This is a genomic window from Rhizobium sp. LjRoot30 (genome assembly GCF_964253915.1).
GTDB lineage: Bacteria > Pseudomonadota > Alphaproteobacteria > Rhizobiales > Rhizobiaceae > Metarhizobium.
Window position 1 is genome coordinate 697,644 of the sequence record NZ_CAXUSG020000002.1, and the last position, 21,402, is coordinate 719,045.

Genomic DNA, 21,402 nt, shown 5'->3' on the forward strand with positions numbered 1-21,402 from the left:
CAGACCAGGCCGGAACAGTTTCCGGCCTCCCTCCCCCAACCCGCAACAGCAACCAAGGAGAAATGACATGAGCACCCCCGCAAACTTCAACGGCCAACGTCCGGTCATCGATGTCGACGACGCCGTCATGCTGCTGATCGACCACCAGAGCGGCCTGTTCCAGACTGTCGCCGACATGCCGATGCCGGTCCTGCGCAACCATGCCGCAGCGCTCGCCAAGATGGCGACATTGTCCAAGATGCCGGTCATCACCACCGCGTCCGTGCCGCAAGGCCCGAACGGTCCGCTGATCCCGGAAATCCACGAGAACGCCCCGCATGCCAAGTATGTGGCCCGCAAGGGCGAGATCAATGCCTGGGACAATCCGGACTTCGTGGCCGCCGTCAGGGCGACCGGCCGCAAGACGCTGATCATCGCCGGCACCATCACCAGCGTCTGCATGGCCTTCCCCTCGATCAGCGCGGCCTATGACGGCTACAAGGTGTTCGCCGTGGTCGATGCATCCGGCACCTATTCCAAGATGGCGCAGGAGATCACCCTTGCCCGCGTCGTGCAGGCCGGCGTCGTGCCGATGGACACCGCCGCCGTCGCCTCCGAGCTGCAGAAGACCTGGCACCGCGACGACGCCCAGGAATGGGCCAACATCTACACCAAGATCTTCCCGGCCTATCAACTGCTGATCGAGAGCTATCTGAAGGCGCAGGACGTCGAAAAGAACAACGAACAGCTCGATTCGCAACGCAGCTAGAGCAATTCCGGCAAAAGTGCTTGGAAATGCTCCGGTCACCAAAGCGAAGGCGGCGGGCTTGCCCACCGCCTTCGCTTCATGAGGATATTCAGGGTCCTGGGGCATTTCCTCGAACCCTGACGTGCTCCCCTGATCGTTCGCGCTTACGAGGCACGTCTTTTCATCTTGAAGTTCACCAAGCTAAGCCCAAGGATGACCAGCCCGATGAGGGTGAGTGCGAAGCCGGCCCAGACAGCTGAGAGAAGACCGTAACCAGCGGCGATGGTGATGCCACCAGCCCAGGCGCCGACAGCATTGGCGACATTGAGCGCGGCGAGGTTCATGGCGCCCATCAGGCTTGGGGCTTCCGGGGCAAAACGGGTCAGGCGGACCTGAATGGTCGGGATGGCAGCCATCATGGCGGCACCGACGCCGAACATGGCCGGGAAGAAGACGAGCGGGTTGGATCCACCGACGGCCAGGATTGCCATGATCACGAGGGCACTGCCGAAGCCGATGACGATGCCGCGAGCAGGATAGCGGTCGGCAAGCTTGCCGCCATAGATATTGCCGGCTGTCATGCCGATGCCGAAGAGGGCCAAGGCAACCGGGATCATTTCAGGGGCAAGGCGCACCGTTTCGGTGACCATGGGCGCGATGAAGGTGTAGACCGCAAAGATGCTGGCGACACCGAGCGCGGCAACGAGCATCACCCCCCAGACCGATCCCTTGCGCAGCGACGAAAGCTCCTGGATGACCGGTACCCCGTCAAGCGCCCGGGTGCGCGGCACCCATTGCCAGATGGCACCGAAGGAGAGAAGCGAGAAGGCAGCGACGGCGAGATAGGTTTCGCGCCAGCCGATGGTTTGGCCAAGGAAGGTGGCGAGCGGCGAGCCGACGATGGTTGCGACTGTCAGGCCGGTCATGACGATGGCAAAGGCCTTGCCGGCCTGGCCGGGACCGACAATGTAGGAGGCAACCACGGCACCGGCACCGAAATAGGCGCCCTGCGGCAGACCGCTGATGAAGCGGGCAAGCATCAGCAGGCCGAGGTCGGAGGCCAGGGCAGAGAGAACGTTGCCGGCAATAAAGAGGGCCATGAGGCCGAGAAGCAGCGTGCGGCGGTTGAGCCGTGCCGCCGCAAGGGTGACGAGCGGAGCGCCGAGCACCACGCCGAAAGCGTAAGCCGTGATGGCATTGGTGGCGTCAGGGACGCTGATGCCGAGGCTATCCGAAAAGAGCTGGATGATGCCCATGCTGGCGAATTCGGACGTGCCGATCGCGAAACTGCCGAGCGCCAGTGCCAAAAGCGTCAGCCTCTGGGAACGGGCGTCACTATCGGCCGAGGCGGGAACAAAGGCGCGATCTTCAGAGATGATTGTCATGTCACGATCCTTTCGAGAACGGAGCAGGTGTCGTCCGGAGGAGCTGAAAACCTGCGTATTGCCTGAAGACATGGATCTCATGTCCGGCCGGCCGGCAGTAGCCAGCTGGGGTTCTCACGATTTGAGAAGAGAATTCACAAACAGGTTCCTGCCACCCCGTTTGTCAGGCGACAGCGCCCGTCTTCGCGACTATGCTCCACCACACTCACAAGCCTGAGCGGGGACGCGGCATGGACAATAGAGCCGGCGAGATGATGGTTTTCGTGCAGGTTGTCGAGGCCGGCAGCTTTTCCGAGGCTGCCCGGCTGCTGCTGATGACCCCATCGACGGTTTCCAAGCTGGTCGCGCGGCTCGAGAGCCGGCTGGGTGTGCGGCTGATCGAGCGCTCGACGCGCCGCCTGGCTCTGACCAGAGAGGGTGAGTTCTATTACCAGCGAAGCCAGGAGCTTCTGGCCGCGCTCGACGAGACCGAGCAGCAGATCGCGCAAGGCGGCGCCGAGCCGGAGGGGCTGATCCGGGTAAGCTCGTCCGTCACCTTCGGCGTGGCGGCGCTGGAGCCGATTTTGCCCGCATTCTGGGAAGCCTATCCGCGTATCGTTGTCGATCTCTCCTTGTCGGATGAGACGGTCGATCTCTACCTCGACCGGACCGACGTGGCGATCCGCGTCGGCAAGCTGCCGGATTCCAACCTGATGGCACGCAAGATCGGCACAACAAAGCGCCGTATCGTCGCGTCGCCCGCCTATCTCAAGAAGTGGGGCACCCCCGAAACGCCGGAGGACCTGCTCCGCCACAATTGCCTCGGCTTCAATTTCCGCCGCGCAAACCCGGTGTGGCCGATGCGCGAAGGCGGCCGGATCGTCGAGCGCATGCTGAGCGGCTCGCTTCTCGTCAACAACGGCGAAACGATCCGCCGCATGGCCATCGCCGGCGTCGGCATCGGCCGGATCGCCGATTATCATCTCCGCGACCCGATCGCGAAGGGCGAGCTGGTCGAACTTCTGGTCGACAGTACGATCACGGATTTCGATGACATCCATGCGCTCTATCGCGGTGCGCAGTTGATGCCGGCCCGGGTCCGGGCCTTCCTCGACTTCACCGTGCCGCGCATGCAGAAATTTCTCGCGGATGATCCGACAAAAAACGCCTCGCCCAAGCAAAGTTGAGCGAGGCGAGCTTAGAGCATTTCCGCTTATCTCTGAAACGCGAAAACACTCTATCCATTTGTTTTTACGCAATCCCGGATGCGAAACCGCTCCACACTTTTGCTGGAATTGCTCTAGGCATGCTGCCGTCAATCGGCGATCGGCAGCGGCGCGTCCGGGTTGACCAGATTTGCAGCCCGCAGTTCCCGCCAGAAATCGGCCGGAATGGTTTCGCGCAGGGCAATGCCATCTTCGGCAATCCGGTTTGGCTGGCTGGCGCCGGGAATGACGGCGGCGACGGCGGGGTGGGCGAGTGAGAACTGCAGGCCTGCCGCCTTCATGCTGATGCCGTAACGGTCGGCAATCGCCTTGATGCGTGCGACCTTGTCGAGAATGGCCGGCGTTGCCGGGGCATATTCAAAATTCGGGCCGCCGACCAGGGCACCGGAGCTGTAAGGACCGCCAACAACGATGCCGAGACCCTTTTCGGCCACCAATGGCATGACACGTTGCAGCGCACGATCATGATCAAGCAGTGTGTAGCGGCCAGCAAGCAGGAAGCCGTCGGGGCGCGGGCCTTCCAGCGCCAAGAGCAGTTCAATCGGTTCGACACGGTTGACGCCGAGGCCCCAGGCCTTGATCACGCCTTCGTCACGCATCCGGTCAAGCGCCTTGAAGGCACCCTTGCGGGCGCTCTCGAAAACACCCAGCCACTCGTCGCCATAAAAATCCTGGGCGACGTCATGGACAAAAGCGACATCGATATGATCCGTCTTCAACCGCTTGAGACTATCCTCGATCGAACGGTAGGTCGCGTCTTCCGAGTAGTCGTTGACGATCTTGTTCGGGCGACCGTACTTGAAGACATCGCCCTTCTCACCGAGGTCGCGGGCGCCGATATCCTCGACCTCGTCGAGAATGACCCGCCCGACCTTGGTGCTGATCACATAGTCTTCGCGCTGCTTGCCGGCCAGCGCCTGGCCCATGCGAATTTCGGCGAGACCGGCACCATAGAAAGGTGCGTTGTCATAGTAGCGAACACCGTCGTTCCAGGCCGCTTCGACGGTGGCGAGCGCTTCCCGTTCGGGAATATCGCGGAACATGTTGCCGAGCGGGGCAGCGCCAAAACCGAGCTTGCTCGGGAGAATGTGCTTGAAAGACATGATCTTATCCTTTTGTCCGTGACCGTGTGAACCAGGGCCGTCCCTGTTGACAAAAGAAATAAATGACGACGCGCAGGGTCGGTAGACAGCGCGGCTTCGCAGGATCTGCGAAGGGAATTCACAGATCGGCATCAAGCATGCCGCACCGGGGACGGTTCAGTTCGATGCCCGACCGGGCCGAAGCGAGCTTGTCGGTCGCATGGATGAGTCCGGCCATTCCCGGCCGCAATATTTGGCGAAAAGATTTGTCGCCATGGAATAGAGCGGCACGAAATGTTGCCGGCCATCCGGCGCGGCGGTGCGAAACTCCGCATAGGCGAGATAAAAATCCGCCAGGTCCTTGACATCGGCGTGGACCCTGATGTCCCGGCAGTTCAGCCGGACCGTTTGGTGGTTTCGCCTGCCGTCAGCGGCGTTTCCTCCGGGGCTCGGGTATTCTTGAAAAACTCCCACATCCTGCCCGTTGCATCCCGCTCCGACGTCACCTTGCCATCCGCATCGAATGTGCGGAACAGCACGCTGCGTGCCGGCCAGGCGTGGGTATTTTCCTTCAGCAAATAGGAGGTTATGCGCGCCCCGCCGGCGCAGCCGCTGTAAGACAACGCCGTCATCGCCGGATCGCTGACAAGGTTGCCCTTGGATTCGCATTTGTCCAGTTCCGCCCAGCGCTTGAGCGCCGCCTCGCCGCCATATTGCCAGTAGGGTTTGCCGCCGCCGGCAAAAGGATTGGTCACATCCTTCATGCCGGAAAAGGCGATGATGGAAATCGGATTGCCGGGTTTGCAGCTTGTTATGTCCGGCTGCCAGACACCATCGCGCTCGACCGGAAAGCCGGCGCGAAGCCCCATGACAAAACCCGCCGCGGCGAAGTCCGCATGACCGTTGCAGATATATTGCGACAACATGCGGCCGCCGCCAGAATAGCCGGATGCATAGATACGGGTCGGATCGACGCAGAAGGTTTCCTTCACCGTCCTCACCGCATCCTTGATATACCGTTCGTCGTCGAGCTTGCCGCCGTGGGTCACACCCGGAACATTCCAGGCATTGGTTCCCTGAAACTGGCCATCGAGGCTGCCCTGCAGCGCGACCGCCACAAACCCCTCGTGTTCGGCAACGGCGTCCCAGCCGCTGCGGCGAAACTGGCCCGCGGGGCTTGAGTTGCTGCCGTGGAAGTCGAAGACGACCGCAAGCCGGGACTTGCCGTCGTAATTGGCCGGGATATGGGCGAATGCCGGCCGCTCGATACCGCCGCTCTTTACGGTGAATGTCATCCGGCCGTGCTCGAAAGCCTGACCGCAGCCCGTGGCGAAGCCTGGCCCGGCCAGGCCGATTAGCAGAAGCAGTCCCATCGCTGTCACGCGGATAGGACCTTCAGGCCGCAAGCGGCCACGCAGACGAAGTATATCCATCAAAACGCCTTGTGATTGCGGGTGTCTTGCGGCTGGCGCGGTGGTCTGCATCTCAGACCGGGTCACACATGACTTAAAGGGTGCCGCCGTCCTTGCGTGAATGCCGTCATGCCTCCGGCATGTCAAGCGCTTCCATCCGCTTTTCATGAAACTCCCGCATCGCAGTCCCGGAGGGGCTGCAGCAGGATCGCGTTAATACCGCGAGTAAAAACAATAGATTAAAATCTATTCCGCGAATTCGAAACCCGTTTTATCGAGCGGCCAGATCGGGCGCGCGACGCGAACATAGGGGCGAAGTTCTGCGCGCGGCGTGGCGAGCGCGCCGCTGTCGCAGACGATGACCTCTCCCGCCAGAGGCTCGAAAGCGGCCCGGAAATGCTGCATCGATTTCAGCACCAGGAATTTTAACGCCGTCGGCTCGATATCGAAAGTGCGCAACTGCTGCAGATCCAGCATCTGACCGGGGATCGAAACCACAAGGATATCGATCCCGCCGGTTTTGAAGACTGCCGTCGGGCCGAATGTGTGGGTGATGCCGCCGAGGATCGGACCGTCGCCCGTGTAGACGCCATCCGCCAGATGTTCGATCGTGCCGGTGAGCATCAAAGGCCCGCCGCCGAACGTCGGATCGACCTTGCCGCCCAGTTGAAGCGTGACGGTGTCACCCACCTTGTGCCGATGTAGGGAGCCGGCCGCTTCCGGATCGATGATCGGCGCAAAGCCGCCGCCCGAAACGCCTGCTTCGAGAAGCGCGGCAAGGAGGGCTGTGGCGTCGCCATAAGCGCCGGCGCCTGGATTGTCGGCATAATCGGCGATGACGAGCGGGCCGGAAGAGGCGTCGAATTCCATTGCCCGGCGTGCGGCTTCAGCCGGCGTCAGGAAGGTGTTGAAGACACTGTCCCGCTGTTTCCAGATCGTGCCGGCGATGTCTTCCGCAATGATGCACGCCCTTTCGGCGGCGCCGGCGACACGCGTGTCGTGTGTGACAAGCACGGTCGGGCCGGCCTCCGTGACATCGGCCTCGGCGAAGGAGGCGTTGATCGAAACGGCGAGAATGCCGGCTTCCGCTTCGTGTGCTTTGGCCCGGTCGTAGAGGCTGGCGGTTTCCGGTACATCGGTGCGGCCGGAGTTTGCCTCCTCCAGCATCGGGCGATGGGCGCGGTAGGTGGCGGGGTGCGTCGCCTGACGCATGGCAGCGTCGAGCAGGCGTCCGGCATGGCGACCGGTTTCGCGCATGTCGATATGCGGATAGGTTTTGTAGGACACGAAGATCTGCGCCTGCCGGATCATCGCCGGCGTGGCGATGGCGTGCAGGTCGAGCGTCACGGCAATCGGCAGGTCGGGGCCGACGATGGCGCGCAGCCGGGACAGAAGTTCGCCTTCCCCGTCCTCGCAGAAATCCGGCACCATGGCGCCATGCAGGCCGAGAAGGATGCCGTCGAGCCGGTCACCCTCTTGCCGCGCGGCATCGCAGATCAGGCCGGCAATGTGATCGAATGCGGCGCGTGAAACGCGTGCGCCCGGCGTCGCATGGGCGGAGACGACATGCCGGATCGTCCATCCGGCCTCCCGGCCGGCATCGAGGAAGCCGGCGATTTCGGCATTCACATCACCGAACCGGCCTGTCGCCACCTCGCCGAGATCGAGCGTTTCGCGCCGGAACGCATCCAGATCCGTGCTGCCTTTCTTGAAGGTGTTGCTTTCATGGACGAATTCGGCGGTGAGAACGCGGAAGGACATGGAGACGATCCTGACATGAACGGCATTAGAGCGGATTGAAACAGGCGACCGCATGGCCACCTTCGGCGACGAGCGGCGGCGGCTGCTTGCGGCAGATATCGGTCACGTGAGGACAGCGCCCGGCAAAGGCGCAACCGGGCGGCAGATTGAAGGGGGATGGGATTTCGCCGGCAAGCGGCGCGATGGTGCGGCGGGCCGCCGGATCGGGCGAAAAATTGGAGGCAAGAAGAGCGCTGGTATACGGGTGCCGGGGTGCGGATTTGGGGTCGGGAAGAATTTCGCAGACGGCACCGAGATACATGACGACGATCCGGTTGCAGAAATAGCGAACCAGGCCGAGATCGTGGGAGATGAAAAGATAGGTCAGTCCGAGGCGATCGCGCAGCGATGACAGAAGCTCGATGATCTGGGCCTGGATGGAGACGTCCAGCGATGCCGTGGGTTCGTCGAGAACGATGAACTCCGGCTGCAGTGCCAGTGCGCGTGCGATACCGATGCGCTGGCGCTGTCCGCCGGACAGCTGATGCGGATACAGCGTCGCCATCGTCTGCGGCAGGCCGACGGCATCAAGCATGGCTTCCACCGTTTCAGCCGGCATGCGGCGGGACTGGACGATGAAGGGTTCCGCGAGGATATCGGCGATGGAATAGCGTGGGTCGAGCGAGGAATAAGGGTCCTGGAAAACCATGGCCATGCGTCGCCGTGCGGCGCGCAGAGCCTTGGGAGATAGAGCCGTTATGTCAGTCCCGTCGAGCCTGACCCGGCCGGACGTCGGTTCGATGAGCCGCATCACGAGCCGGGCGAGCGTCGATTTTCCGCAGCCGGACTCGCCGACGACACCGACGACTTCGGCCCGGTTTACCGTCAGGTCGACGGCGCGCACCGCGGTCATGCTGCGTGGGCGTGCAAAAAGCCCGCCGCCCGCATGAAACTGCTTGGTCAGTCCCTCGACCTGAAGAAGCGCTTCGGTCATGGGGCCTCCGCATTGGCAAAATGGCAGGCGACCGATCCGCCGAGTGTCAGGGCACGCAGGGTCGGGCGCTCCTGCCGGCAGAGGTCTGCGGCATGGGTGCAGCGCGGGTTGAACCGACAGCCGGCGGGATAGCGGCCGGAGGTCGGAACGGCGCCCGGAATGCCGTGCAGGCTGCCCGGGGCCATGCCGTCGCGCGGAATGCAGCCGATGAGCGCCGACGTATAGGGATGGGCGGGGGCGGCGAAAATGGGATCCACCGCCCGCTCCTCGGCGATGCGCCCGGCATAGAGCACGGCAACGCGGTCGCAGACCTGGGCAACCACACCCATGTCGTGGGTGATCAGCAGCAAGGCCAGTCCGCGATCACGCGAAAGCCGTGTCAGGATCTGGATGATCTGCGCCTGCACCGTGACGTCGAGTGCCGTCGTCGGTTCATCGGCGATGATCAGGCCGGGGTCGCCCGCCAGCGCCATGGCGATGACGATACGTTGCTTCATGCCGCCGGAGAGCTGGTGAGGATAGGCTTCCGCCACGGCGCTGGGTTCGGCAATGCGCAGTTGCGCCAAAAGGTCGAGCGTGCGCAGCCGCGCCGCCTGCGCCGAAAGGCCGAGATGCAGCCGCGAGACGATATCGATCTGTTCGCCGATCCGCTGCACGGCATCGAGTGCAGTCATCGGGTTCTGCATCACGAAGCCGAACCGTTTGCCGCGCAGGGTGCGAAGCCGGGCTTCGCCGATGGTGGTCAGATCCATGCCGTCGAAATGGATCGCGCCACCGGTGATCTTGCCGCCGATCAGAGGTAGCAGGCCGGCGATGGCAAGCGCGGTCAACGACTTGCCCGATCCGCTTTCGCCGACGAGGCCCAGAACCTGGCCGCGATCCAGCGTCAGGCTGATGCCGTCGAGCAGGCGATTGCGGCCGATATCGACGCAGACATCCGTGAGGCGCAGCAGCGGTGTCATTCTCCCCTCCGAACCTGATCCTTGATGTCGAGCGCAGCAATGAGCGCATCGCCAAAAAGGTTGATCGCCACCACCGTCACGGCGACGGCGAGGCCGGGAAAGATGATGATCCAGGGAGCCTTGAACAGAAGCGCAGACCCCGAGGACATCATGGAGCCCCAGCTCGGCAGCGGCGGCTGCGCGCCGAGACCGAAGAAGCCGAGCGTCGCTTCAAGGATGATGGCGTCGCCCGTCGCCAGCATGGCGCTGACCAGAATGGGTGCGAGGGCATTAGGCACGAGGTGGCGGAAGAGGATGTGACCGTGGCTGGCGCCCAGGCTTTGCGCCGCTTCGATGAAAGTTTCGCTTTTCAGGGTCATGATCTGCGCGCGGGTGAGCCGCGCGAACTGCGCCAGATAGGCGACGGCGATGGCCGCCATCGTGCCGCTGATGCCGGGGCCGATAATTGCCACCAGCATGAGCGCGATGAGGATTTCGGGAAAGGACCAGCTGAGATCGACGACGGCGGTCACCATGCGGTCGAAGGTTCCGCCGAAATAACCGGCAGCGGCCCCCAGCGTCATGCCGCAGACGACCGAGATGAGGATGGAGATGCTGCTGACCGAAAGCGAGGTGCGGGCGCCATAGATCAGGCGCGTCAGCATATCGCGGCCGAATTCGTCCGTGCCGAGCAGGTGGCTTGCCGACGCCGGCTGGAAGGCTTCCTTCAATACCTGTGCGTCATAGGCATAGGGTGTCAAGAGCGGCGCGAACAGTGCCGCCAGCACGACGCATGCCAGCCAGGCGCCGGCAATGGCACCGCCGGGCCGTCGAAAGATCGCACGCAAAATGATGAGGTGCCGCGATGCGGTCATGCCAGCGCTCCTCTGACGCGCGGGTCCATTGCGGCTTGCAACAGGTCGCCGAGGAGAGTGCCGAACATCACCGCCATTGCGAGCATCAGCAGGCTTGCCTGCACGACGGGATAATCGTGCTGGCTGAGGGCCTTGATGAGCAGTGTGCCGAGGCCTGGTCGCGCAAAGACCACCTCCACGGTGACCGCTCCTCCGAGAATCCAGCCGATGCGCAGCGCCATGATGGTGACGACCGGGATCAGCGCATGGCGCAGCACATGCAGGAGTTGGATGCGCAGCGGCGACAGGCCCTTGGCATGCAGCAGCATGACGAAATCCCGCGAGGCGATATCGATCATCGATACGCGGGTGATGCGGGCGACAAGCGCGGTTCCGCCAAGCCCGATGGTCAGCACCGGCAGGACGAGGGAGGACCAGCTGCGTGCGCCCGAGACCGGAAACCAGCCAAGCTGCACCGAAAAAGCGAGGATGAGAAGCAGGCCGAGCCAGAAGCTCGGCAGGGTGGAGCCGAGTAGCACGCCGCCCATGATGGCGCGATCAAGGAACCGATCGCGGTTGAGCGCGGCGACAAAGCCGAGCATGATTCCGACGACCGACGAGAAGAGCAGCGCCAGCCCGCCAAGGGCCAGGGAATGCGGCAACGCCTGGCCGATTAGATCCGCAACCGGCCGGCGCGCGACGATGGCCGTTCCGAGATCGCCGGTCAGCAGTTTACCGAGCCAGATGGCATATTGCACCGGCAATGGCCGGTCGAGACCGTAACGCGCCATCATCTCCGCACGCTGCTCGACGGGCGCGCCGATCTTCAGGAGATTGTCGATCGGATCGCCCGGCAGCAGATGCAGGATAAGGAAGATGATGACGGAAACCGCGAGGAACACGGGCACCAGCATGAGAACGCGCCTGATGGCATAGACAAGCATGTGAGGTTCCTCGCGTGTTCGTCCGCGTCACTCCTTGACTTCGATGTCCATGACGACCGTCGCCGCGACCGAAGGCGCATGAATTTCCGCCGGCAGGATCAGGCGGTCCTTGTTGTAGCTGACAGAGGAGACGGGCTGGTAGATCGGCGCCATCGGGAACTGCGACAGCACATATTCATGATAGGCTTTGAAGTTCTGGATACGCTCGGCCATGTTCTTCGAGCCGGTCATCGCCTTGGAGCGTAGCTCTTCGGCCTTGGGATCGTTGAACATCGAGACGTTCGGATAACCCAGCCGATCGCCGCCGAAGAACCAGTCGATGATATCGGCATTGTCCCAGTTGTAGGAGCGCACAGCCAGCTGCTGGTTGCCGCTCTTGTACTGATCGCGGATTGCCGAACTGTCGAAGGTGGTGATCTCGCTGTCGATGCCGACCGCCTTGAGTTCCGCCTGCACCACTTCCGTCAGGCGGCGGAAGCTCGAGTCGCTTTGCGTCCAGAGGGAAACCTTGAGCGGCTTGCCGTCCTTGGCGCGGATGCCATCGGCGCCCTTTGCCCAGCCTGCTTCGTCGAGAAGGGCATTGGAGCGATCCGGGTCGTAGGAAATCTTGTATTTGGCATCGATGGCGGCTTCCGGCAGCGCCGAGATCAGGAAGGTGTTGGCGACCTCACCGACACCGCCATAAACGGAATCCAGAATTTCCTTCTGGTTGATCGCCTTTGCCGCCGCTTCGCGCACCTTGATGTCGGTGAACGGCTCCTTCGTCACGTTGATCGGCATGTAGGCGACATCCTGGCCGGGCAAGGTGAGAACCTCGAGGTTCTCCTGCGCCTTCACTTCGTTGAGGAAGTCGGTGGGCACGCCGAGCAGCATGTCGACGCCGCCGGACTTCAGTTCGAGGAAGGCGGTGGAGTCTTCGGCGATCTCTCTCAAGGTCAGCTTGGCGATCTTGGCCGGTCCGCGGTTCTTGGCGAGCGGCGAAGCCCAGGCGTAGTCATCGTTGCGGACGAGAACGGTCTCCTGGCCGACGACAAAACTTTCGAGCTTGAAAGGTCCGGTGCCGTAAACTTCCGTCACGCCATAATTGTCGCCGAGTTCGACAAAGGATTTCGGTTCGATGACGCTGAGGAAACTGGAGGAGAAATTGTAGAGAAGATTGGGTTCGGGATTGGACATCACGAATTTGACGGTCGCGTCGTCGACCACTTCCACCTTGGCGATCGCCTTGGTCATGTAGGCGTTTTCGCTGGCTTTGAAGAGTTCCAGCCACTTGACGATCGTTTCGGCGTTAAAGGGCTCGCCATTGTGGAATTTTACGCCCTTCTTCAGGTGGAAGATCCACGACATGCCATCCGGCGCTTCCTCCCAGCTTTCCGCCAGCCAGGGATGATAGGAAAGATCCGCATCCTGGGACACCAGGCGGTCGAACAAGAGGGTCGTGCCGATGTTCAGGGTGGATGCCTTGATCGGATTGTAGGTCGGCGCCCCGACCTCGTTGGTCGCGATCACGAAGACGGCTTCCTGGGCGAAGGATGCGCCGTGGCTTGCCAGCAAGGCTGCGAGGCTGATGCCGGCAGCGGCGAGGGTCTTGCGAAATGCTAGGCTTTTCATGGGGTTCCTCTCTCTTGGTTTCTTGTTTTTTCTATTTTTCTATTCTGCTTTCCCGCCGCGACTAGCGGCGAAACACTCCGGTATGTCCGATGAAATCGTCGTAGTAGGCGGAGATCTTTGCCATGCGCGTTTCCACTTCCGCGCCGAGTTCCTTGAAGACGCCGTTGACGAACAGACCGATCAGCGAAGACATGGCCGAGGTCGTGTCCCAGAAATGATTGAGGTCCGTCGGCACGGCAAAGACTTCGTCGACGATTTCCATCGCCCAATCGCAATAGGGGTCAGTAATCAGTGTGACGGGGATGCCCTGCTTGTGGGCAGCCGCGGCAAGGTCACGCGTCAGGCGGGAATAACGGCGCCCGTCGATGAGCACCAAGCCGGTCTCCTCGGGCGGCGAGAGCAGGATTTCACCAAAATGACCGCCGGCGATATCCGCAAGATGCACGCCGGGCCTCAGATATTGCAGATTGTGCACGAGTTCGCTGGCATGGCCGCGTTCTGTCTGGAAGCCCGCGACATAGATGTTCTTGCGAAGCGCAAGACGCTTGACGGCGCGTTCGAAGGCCGGCGACGCGGCAAGTTCGTAGACCGCCACGAGGGCTGCCATTTCCTTTTCGAGCGCGCGGGCCAGCTCGCCGTTTCCCGTCTGGCTGCGGCGATGAAAATCCTGCAGCCGGTCGCCGATCAGCCAGGCCTGGTTGCCGAGATCGGCCTGCAGCCCGCCCTTGAAATCCTTCAGGCTGCGATAGCCGATCGTTCGGCAGAAACGCCCGATCGAAGCTTCCGACACGCCGATCTTCGCGGCGACGGTCGCTGCCGTCTCGAAAGGCAGCGATTGCAGGTTGGTCAGGAGATAGGCGGCAATTGCGCGTTCAGTCGGCGTTCCCGCGGTGGACGACTGGGTCAGGCGCTGACGCAGGTCGCCATGGGGGCTCACTGCACCCTCGTTCCCCCGCTTGTCGTGCTCCCTGTCCGACATGGCTTCTCTCTCCCAAGCAAAAGACTGACAGAAATCTATCAATCGGTCAATCTTGCAAGAAAACCAAAATCCACCTAACGTAACAGGCATCAAGATGCGTCATTCGGGCGAGAGGAAAGTTCATGACACGTTCGGTCACCGGCCGAAAAGTTCGCGAGCATTTGCGGATCGACGGCGCGGAACTCCGGCTCGTGCGTTTGCCGTTGGTGACGCCATTCACGATCTCGACAGGGACGATGCATGAGAAGCTGTTCCCGCTGCTGACGCTGAAGGCCGACGGTCTCGAAGGCTATGCGGAAGGGGTGATGGACCCGCTGCCGGATTATCTGGAGGAAACCGTCTCCGGCGCCATGGATTTCCTGCGAAATGCGCTGTTGCCGAGCGTGCTGGGCCAGCGATTTGCCAACCCGCAGCAGCTTGCGCGGCAGTTGGAACCATGGCGCGGCAACATGATGGCCCGGGCCACTTTGGAGATGGCCTTCTGGGATCTATGGGCCAAGTCGCTGGACCTGCCGCTGCAAACCGTTCTTGGCGGAGAAGGCGAAGCGGTCGATGTCGGCGTCTCGCTCGGCATCGGCTCGATTGAAGATACGCTCGGCCGCGTCGCCGATCATCTGGCGCAAGGCTACAAGCGGATAAAACTCAAGATCAAGCCGGGGCACGACCTGCGCCTCCTCAAGGCGGTTCGTGCCGCCTTTCCGGATATCCACCTGACGGCAGACGCCAACAGCGCCTACAGCCTGGCCGACAGCACCCTGCTTGCCCGTCTCGATGACTTCGACCTCGACTACATCGAGCAACCGCTTGCCTGGAACGACATCCACGACCACGCGGTTCTCCAGGGACGGATCAAGACCCCGATCTGCCTCGATGAAAGTATCCGCAGCCCGGAAGATGCGCGCAAAGCCCTGCAGGCCGACGCGGCACGCGTGATCAACATCAAGGTGGGGCGTTCGGGTGGGCATGCCAATGCCATCCGCATCCATGATCTTTCGGCGGCTTTTTCTGTTCCCGTCTGGTGCGGCGGCATGCTCGAAAGCGGGATCGGCCGAGCGCACAACATCCATCTTTCGACGCTTTCGAATTTCTCCAAACCCGGCGACACCTCCTCGTCCAGCCGCTATTTTCATCGGGATATCGTCGAGGAAAAGCTTGAGACGGTCGATGGCCGAATGCCTGTGCCCGCCGGGCCGGGCATTGGCGTGAGGCTCGATGACGACTTTCTCCGGACGGTGACGATTTCGCACGAAAGCTTTCGCGTATGACGGAGGTGCTGTTCCGCGATCTCGTCGGCATGACGGAATTTCTCGAGGCTGAAAAGCTTCAGAAGCGTGTATGGGGAGAGGGCGATACACCGGATCCCGCCGATCTGATGATGGTGATCCAGGCGGAAGGCGGGCTTGTCGGCGGTGCTTTCGTCGATGGCAGACTGGTCGGATACGTGTTCGGCTTTCCGACGGCGACGCCGAATGTCCAGCATTCCCACCGTCTTGCCGTGCTGAATGAAATGCGTGGCCGCGGGCTTGGCGCGAAGTTGAAATGGTATCAGCGGCGATGGTGCCTGGAGCGCGGCATTCGCCACGTCCGCTGGACCTTCGATCCGATGCGCGCCGTCAACGCAAACCTGAATACAAGTTGCCTTGGAGCGCGATCCAGCACCTATTACGAGGATTATTACGGCGCTATGGGCGGCATCAATGCGGGCCTGCCTTCCGATCGCCTGCTGGTCGACTGGTTCCTGGATGAGCCCGATATCCTGGCGAAATCGATGGGTCGTGGCGATGACACGGTCCAGGACGGCTGGATACGGATACCTTTGTCACCCTCGACCGCCTCGGAAGAGGCAGATCCTCTGACGGCAAGACTGGCCCTGCGCGACCGTCTGCAGGGTGCCTTTGCCGAAGGAGCCGAGGTCGTGGCCTTCGATGCCGCCACCAACGACTATCTGCTGCGGCCGAAGAGCCTATCCGCATAAGATTCCAGCCCAGATCCGGATGCGCTGAACCTGCCGGAGATGTTTCTGCGGCAGCTTTCGAATGCCCCATGAGGATGAACCGGACAAAGCAGGACTGTATCGGCCCCCTGCCCGACAAGGCTGTCCACTTGAATGATGAAAATTCAGTTCGCTTAGCGTTTCATGGGTAGGATCGAAACGTCGAAATTCGCTATACCGGAAAGATGAACATGGCACTGATTTGAGAGCCTTCAAGTTCAAAACCGAAGTCGAAGGAAGTCTCGAAATGACCATGTTGGAAAACAGGACGGCAGCGTCGGGCGATGTCGATTCCGGCTATGCCTGGTGGCGGCTCGTCCTGACGCTCGTTCTCGGCACGGTTGCCTGTGTCGGCAACTGGTCGGTCGTCGTGCTTCTACCGACGCTGGAGATCGAATTCGGCACGGTGCGAGGCGGTGCGTCGCTGCCGTATACCGGCACGATGATCGGCTTCGCAGTCGGCGGCGTTCTGATGGGCCGTCTGGCCGATCGGGTCGGCATCGTCCTGCCGGTGATGATCGGCGCATTCCTGCTTTGCATCGGCTACATCCTGTCGGCGCTCACGACCACCATCTGGCAATTTGCCGCCCTTTCGGTGGTGATCGGTCTGGGATCGGCTGCCGGTTTTGCGCCCTTGATCTCGGATCTGTCCCATTGGTTCCGCAAACACCGGGCGCTCGCCGTCGCTTTTGCCGCCTCCGGCAGTTACCTCTCCGGGGCCGTATGGCCGCTGGTCATCGAGCACTTCCAGGCTACCCAGGGATGGCGTTCCACCCATATCGGTATCGGCCTTTTCGTCCCTCTCGTGATGGTGCCGACGGGGCTGATGCTGAGACGGCGCCTGCAGAGCACGACCTATGCCCAGGCCGAAGCCGTGACGGAGGCCGCCCGCAACGAGCTCGGCCTGAAACCGAACGTCTTGCAGGCCATCCTTGTCGTTGCAGGTTTTGCCTGCTGCATGGCAATGTCGATGCCCCAGGTCCATATCGTTGCCTATTGCGGCGACCTTGGTTATGGCGTTGCCGTCGGCACGCAGATCATCGCCCTGATGCTCGGCCTCGGGGTGGTCAGCCGCCTGGCTTCCGGCGCCCTCGCGGACCGGATCGGTGCCGGCCCGATGCTGATCGTCGGCTCGTCCATGCAGGCTCTCGCGCTGCTGCTCTATCTGTTCTTCAACAGCCAATCGTCGCTCTATGTGATTTCCGGGCTGTTCGGGCTGTTCCAGGGCGGCATCGTGCCGATGTATGCCGTGATCATTCGCCAGTTCCTGCCGCCCCGCGAGGCAGGCGTGCGCATTAGCCTGGTTTTGATGGCAACGGTGCTGGGCATGGCGTGCGGCGGGCTTGCCGCCGGTTACATCTTCGATGCCACCGGCTCCTACCGCCTGGCCTTCCTGCATGGATTCCTGTGGAATTGCGTCAATCTCATCCTGGTTGGCTGGCTGATGTTGTGGCCGAAGCTGCGCCGCAGGAAGCTGGAGGCGATGGCGGCCTGATGGACCGCCAGGGAAACGGGTAGACATCCTTGAGGCGACCATGCGCTCCGTCGGCCCGGGTTCGACCGGACGGATAGACCTCAGTTCTTCTCGATCTCTTTTTGCGTTATCAGCCTGGCGCTATGCTGACCGGAAAGGTAGATCCAGAGCCAGCTCCATGCAACTGCCAGTCTTGATCGGGTGCCGATCAGGAAATAGATATGCGCCAAGCCCCATATCCACCACGCCAGGCCTCCTTTCAGTCTGAACCGTCCGAAATCGATGACTGCCGCCCGTCGGCCGATCGTCGCAAGGCTGCCCTGATGACGATACCGGAATGGACCGGGTTCAACTGCTCCCTCCAGGCGCGCCTTGATCACCCGCGCGACATAGGAGCCCTGCTGCTTGGCGGCTGGGGCAATGCCGGGCACTGGACTGCCGTCTTCCTGTTTCACAAGTGCCGTATCACCGATGACGAAAACATTCCGATCGTTTTCAATCGAGAGATCCGGCCCGACAATCGCTCGACCTGCCCTATCGGATGCTGTATCCAGCCACGCGGCCGCGGGGGAGGCCTGCACACCGGCCGCCCACACCACGGTCTTGCTGGGCACGAAGGCATCGCCGACCGTTACGCCATCCGCATCGATCGCCGTCACGCGCGAGCCCATGAGAACCTCTACGCCGAGCTTTTCGAGCGCCTTTCTCGCATACTCCGATAGTTCTTCGTTGAAGGCAGGAAGCACGCGTGGCCCGGCTTCGATCAGAAGAATGCGGGCACGGGTCGTGTCGATCCGCCGGAACTCCGGAGGCAGGGTCTTCTTTGCCAATTCCGCAATGATGCCGGCCATCTCGACGCCAGTGGGTCCGCCACCGATGACGGCGAAGGTGAGTTCCGCCTCCTGCCGTGCAACATCAGCCGAAGCCTCCGCCCTTTCGAAGGCAAGCAGAATTCTTCGGCGAACCGTCGTTGCATCCTCCAGCGTCTTGAGACCGGGCGCAAAAGTTTCCCACTCGTCGTGGCCGAAATATGCATGTCGCGCGCCGGTGGCCAGAACGAGCGCGTCATAGGAAACACTCTGCCCCGATTTCAGGGTGACAGACTTGGCAGCACGATCAACCCCGGTCACCTCGTCCAGCAGCGTCGTCACGTCCTTGCGGTCACGCCAGAGGTGCCGAATAGGCCAGGCGATCTCGGACGTGGCCAGTACCGTTGTCGCAACCTGATAGAGCAGCGGTTGAAAGAGATGGTGATTTCTACGATCGATCAGAGTGATCTCGACCGGAGCCCCATTCAGTCCCTGGACGCACTGCATCCCTCCGAAACCGCCCCCAACAACGACGACCTTGTATTTTGTCACTCTGTCATTCCTCGTTGTAACCACCGGTGAGAATCGAACTGGTCGCGTCGACGCAAACTCATATTCGACTCATCCAAGGCAGAAGCAAAGCGCCAATAGCAATCACGCCAACCTGCGCCGTCCTTGAAGTTGGTGATAGCGATGCGGCTCGATTCATGGCCAATTGACAATTGCTCTCTAGGGGCGATGCTCGCGCTCGCCACGATGGCAATGCCAGGAAGCCGCAATGACCTTCACTGAGGGCCATGAATTATCTATACCAACTCGGGGGATCGAGACCAACCATGACGCCTTCGCGAAGGGAGGCATCATTGCCGGCACACCACGGATAGGAAAGCCGATCTCTGCCAATAGGCAGCCACCAGAACTCAGCGTAGAAAAGACTTGAGTGGCAAAGCCACCCCGGGAGGAAGACATGAACGCAAACCTATTCGCTCGCCTGCAATCGACCGTGCGCGATGACACAGCCATAGCAATCACTGACGCCAACGGGCGGGTATACACCTATGGAGATCTCACCGCGCTGTCAGGCCGCCTGGCGAACGTCCTCGTATCAAAGGGCGTGAAGCCCGGCGACCGCGTGGCCGTGCAGGTCGAAAAATCCGTCAACGCGCTGGCGCTGTACCTGGCGACGGTGCGTGCCGGTGCCGTTTTCCTGCCGCTCAATACCGCCTACACGCTTGCCGAGATCGATTATTTCGTCGGAGATGCGGAGCCTTCGCTGATCGTCTGCGATCCGACCGTGCAGACGGGAATGGCAGCCATTGCCGACAAGATCGGCGCTTCGGTCATAACGCTCGACCCCGCTGGCGAAGGCAGCCTGGCCTCGGCCGCAGAGACCGCGTCGCCGGAATTCGAGACAGTACACCGGGATGGGAGCGACCTTGCCGCCATTCTCTACACCTCGGGCACGACCGGACGTTCGAAGGGGGCCATGCTGTCGCACGACAATCTGGTCTCGAACGCCCTCAGTCTCATCGATGCCTGGCGCTACACGGCAGACGACACGCTTATCCACGCGCTGCCGATCTACCACACGCACGGTCTCTTCGTCGCCACGAACGTGACCCTGTTCTCCGGCGCTTCGATGATCTTCCTTTCGAAGTTCGATCGCGACCAAATCCTGGACAAGATGGCGACTGCCACGGTCCTGATGGGCGTGCCGACATTTTATGTCCGCCTTCTCCAGAGCCCAAGGCTTGCGCAGGCGACCGGTGGCATGCGCCTCTTCATCTCCGGCTCCGCACCTCTTTTGGCGGAAACCCATATCGAATGGAGCAAGCAGACGGGCCACGCCATCCTCGAACGATATGGCATGACCGAAACCAATATGAACACCTCGAACCCGTACGACGGCGAGCGCGTTCCCGGCACCGTCGGCCTGCCCCTGCCCGGCGTCTCGGTGCGGATCACCAACCCTGATGACGACACCGCCCTCGGCGTCAACGAGATCGGCATGATCGAGGTCAAGGGACCGAATGTCTTCCAGGGCTACTGGCGCATGCCGGAGAAAACAGCCGCGGAGCTTCGGGAGAGCGGGTTCTTCATCACGGGCGATCTCGGTAAAATCGATGAACGTGGTTATGTCCACATTCTCGGCCGCGGCAAGGACCTCGTCATCACAGGCGGGTTCAACGTCTATCCGAAGGAGGTCGAGGAAGAGATCGATGCCATCGAGGGGGTCAACGAGAGCGCCGTGATCGGCCTCCCGCACAAGGATTTCGGCGAAGGCGTTACCGCGATCGTCGTCCGCACCGCCCAATCCGCAGTCACCGAGGCTGCCATCCTTGACATCATCGGCGAGCGCCTGGCCAAATTCAAGCTGCCCAAGCGCGTCCTGTTTGTCGATGAACTGCCGCGCAACACGATGGGAAAGGTGCAGAAGAATGTGCTCCGCGATCAGTTCAGAGAGCTGTATTACGGTCCTGCGTAGAATATACCCACCGAAAACAACTTCGTTCTGATCAGAAGCCATTCTAAACGAACCTGTGCCAATCGTCACTGCTCACCCATCAACTGTTTTGATACGGTGAATTTAAGATCAATCGACGAGTTTACAGTACGTCGGCAAGGTGTTTGAATAAAAAGCAACACGGAGGAGGATGGGAATGAGATCAGCAATCCGAATCGCAGGTCTGGTCGCCGGCGCAGTTTCAATGGCACTCACAAGTACAGGCTCATTCGCTGCCGAAGGCGGAGCACGCTGGGGCGCACGCGATCCGGTCACGGTGTGCCGTGAAATCACCACCGCGGCGCCGCCCGCGGAAGAGGATATCGCAAATCTGGTCCGTTGTGAGAAGGAAACCATCACGGCCTCCGACGAGCTTTGGCTGGTAGACGATCTGTCGGTACAGATTGGCGCCTCACGCCCTCATCTTGGCGTCAACGAACTCCTGACCATGCCAGATTCCGATACCGCCAAGGAGGTATATCCGATCCGTGGCTCATGGACCTGGGCAGTCTGCCGCGATCCGCAGGCACTCACCATCAGCGGCGAGGATCCGACAAAAAATTGCACGCGCACACCCATTGCGCGAGCCGAAGGCGCTTGCTGGATGACGACATTCGGAAGCTGGCGCTGCAATATGACGGGGCCAACTGGCGCTGCTGAAAAAGGCTTCGCTCCACCTCAATGAGGTGTGGCTGTGATCGGAAAGCTTCGGCAAATCTTCCCAGGGACGCGACATACCAATGGCGCGT

General features: G+C 61.5%; 18 protein-coding genes. 7 read left to right on the forward strand and 11 right to left on the reverse strand.

Features of this window, described 5'->3' with window-relative positions; translation table 11 throughout:
• The first annotated feature begins 67 nt into the window (after positions 1-67).
• Positions 68-748: a hydrolase gene (locus ACSQ3I_RS07230; protein ID WP_435997389.1), complete on the forward strand. Its 681-nt coding sequence runs from the start codon at positions 68-70 to the stop codon at positions 746-748.
• 143 nt (positions 749-891) lie between these two features.
• Here the strand turns inward: ACSQ3I_RS07230 and ACSQ3I_RS07235 are convergent, their stop codons facing one another.
• Positions 892-2,112, reverse strand: a complete 1,221-nt coding sequence (locus ACSQ3I_RS07235) for an MFS transporter (RefSeq protein WP_435997391.1) — start codon at positions 2,110-2,112, stop codon at positions 892-894.
• Positions 2,113-2,342: 230 nt separating this feature from the next.
• On the opposite strand from ACSQ3I_RS07235, the gene ACSQ3I_RS07240 reads away from it, so the two are divergent.
• Positions 2,343-3,278, forward strand: a complete 936-nt coding sequence (locus ACSQ3I_RS07240; protein WP_435997393.1) for a LysR family transcriptional regulator — start codon at positions 2,343-2,345, stop codon at positions 3,276-3,278.
• A 128-nt stretch (positions 3,279-3,406) separates the two neighbouring features.
• Here ACSQ3I_RS07240 and ACSQ3I_RS07245 read toward each other — a convergent pair whose 3' ends face one another.
• The 9 genes from ACSQ3I_RS07245 to ACSQ3I_RS07285 form a co-directional block, all read right to left on the reverse strand.
• Positions 3,407-4,420 carry an aldo/keto reductase gene (locus ACSQ3I_RS07245; protein ID WP_435997394.1) on the reverse strand — a complete coding sequence of 338 codons (1,014 nt, stop codon included), beginning with the start codon at positions 4,418-4,420 and terminating at the stop codon, positions 3,407-3,409.
• Positions 4,421-4,794: 374 nt separating this feature from the next.
• Positions 4,795-5,832: an alpha/beta hydrolase family esterase gene (locus ACSQ3I_RS07250; protein ID WP_435997396.1), complete on the reverse strand. Its 1,038-nt coding sequence runs from the start codon at positions 5,830-5,832 to the stop codon at positions 4,795-4,797.
• A gap of 225 nt (positions 5,833-6,057) precedes the next feature.
• Entirely contained in the window at positions 6,058-7,572 is a 1,515-nt protein-coding gene (locus tag ACSQ3I_RS07255) for a M81 family metallopeptidase (protein WP_435997398.1), read from the reverse strand.
• A 25-nt stretch (positions 7,573-7,597) separates the two neighbouring features.
• A complete protein-coding gene (locus ACSQ3I_RS07260) occupies positions 7,598-8,545 on the reverse strand; it encodes an ABC transporter ATP-binding protein (RefSeq protein WP_435997400.1) in 948 nt (315 codons plus the stop codon).
• Positions 8,542-9,507 (reverse strand): ABC transporter ATP-binding protein, encoded by a 966-nt coding sequence (locus ACSQ3I_RS07265; RefSeq protein ID WP_435997402.1) that lies wholly within the window; start codon positions 9,505-9,507, stop codon positions 8,542-8,544. Before ACSQ3I_RS07265 ends, ACSQ3I_RS07260 begins: the two co-directional genes overlap by 4 nt.
• Positions 9,504-10,361 carry an ABC transporter permease gene (locus ACSQ3I_RS07270; protein ID WP_435997404.1) on the reverse strand — a complete coding sequence of 286 codons (858 nt, stop codon included), beginning with the start codon at positions 10,359-10,361 and terminating at the stop codon, positions 9,504-9,506. The genes ACSQ3I_RS07265 and ACSQ3I_RS07270 overlap by 4 nt, the downstream gene beginning before the upstream one ends.
• Positions 10,358-11,284: an ABC transporter permease gene (locus ACSQ3I_RS07275; RefSeq protein ID WP_435997406.1), complete on the reverse strand. Its 927-nt coding sequence runs from the start codon at positions 11,282-11,284 to the stop codon at positions 10,358-10,360. The genes ACSQ3I_RS07270 and ACSQ3I_RS07275 overlap by 4 nt, the downstream gene beginning before the upstream one ends.
• A 27-nt stretch (positions 11,285-11,311) precedes the next feature.
• Positions 11,312-12,895, reverse strand: a complete 1,584-nt coding sequence (locus tag ACSQ3I_RS07280) for an ABC transporter substrate-binding protein (RefSeq protein ID WP_435997408.1) — start codon at positions 12,893-12,895, stop codon at positions 11,312-11,314.
• Between the two features lie 61 nt (positions 12,896-12,956).
• On the reverse strand, positions 12,957-13,874 hold the full coding sequence (locus ACSQ3I_RS07285; RefSeq protein WP_435997409.1) for a MurR/RpiR family transcriptional regulator: 918 nt from the start codon (positions 13,872-13,874) through the stop codon (positions 12,957-12,959).
• 122 nt (positions 13,875-13,996) lie between these two features.
• Between ACSQ3I_RS07285 and menC the strand changes: the two genes are divergently transcribed.
• From menC to ACSQ3I_RS07300, 3 genes are all read left to right on the forward strand, one after another.
• Positions 13,997-15,139 (forward strand): o-succinylbenzoate synthase, encoded by a 1,143-nt coding sequence (gene menC, locus ACSQ3I_RS07290; RefSeq protein WP_435997411.1) that lies wholly within the window; start codon positions 13,997-13,999, stop codon positions 15,137-15,139.
• Positions 15,136-15,849, forward strand: a complete 714-nt coding sequence (locus tag ACSQ3I_RS07295; protein WP_435997413.1) for a GNAT family N-acetyltransferase — start codon at positions 15,136-15,138, stop codon at positions 15,847-15,849. The genes menC and ACSQ3I_RS07295 overlap by 4 nt, the downstream gene beginning before the upstream one ends.
• Before the next feature lie 271 nt (positions 15,850-16,120).
• A complete protein-coding gene (locus tag ACSQ3I_RS07300) occupies positions 16,121-17,362 on the forward strand; it encodes an MFS transporter (protein ID WP_435997586.1) in 1,242 nt (413 codons plus the stop codon).
• 80 nt (positions 17,363-17,442) lie between these two features.
• Here ACSQ3I_RS07300 and ACSQ3I_RS07305 read toward each other — a convergent pair whose 3' ends face one another.
• Positions 17,443-18,702, reverse strand: a complete 1,260-nt coding sequence (locus ACSQ3I_RS07305) for an NAD(P)/FAD-dependent oxidoreductase (protein WP_435997415.1) — start codon at positions 18,700-18,702, stop codon at positions 17,443-17,445.
• 415 nt (positions 18,703-19,117) lie between these two features.
• Here ACSQ3I_RS07305 and ACSQ3I_RS07310 point away from each other — a divergent pair, with 415 nt between their 5' ends.
• Together ACSQ3I_RS07310 and ACSQ3I_RS07315 are read left to right on the forward strand one after the other, a co-directional pair.
• Entirely contained in the window at positions 19,118-20,635 is a 1,518-nt protein-coding gene (locus ACSQ3I_RS07310; protein WP_435997417.1) for a malonate--CoA ligase, read from the forward strand.
• Between the two features lie 175 nt (positions 20,636-20,810).
• Positions 20,811-21,338: a hypothetical protein gene (locus ACSQ3I_RS07315; protein WP_435997419.1), complete on the forward strand. Its 528-nt coding sequence runs from the start codon at positions 20,811-20,813 to the stop codon at positions 21,336-21,338.
• Positions 21,339-21,402 lie beyond the last annotated feature (64 nt).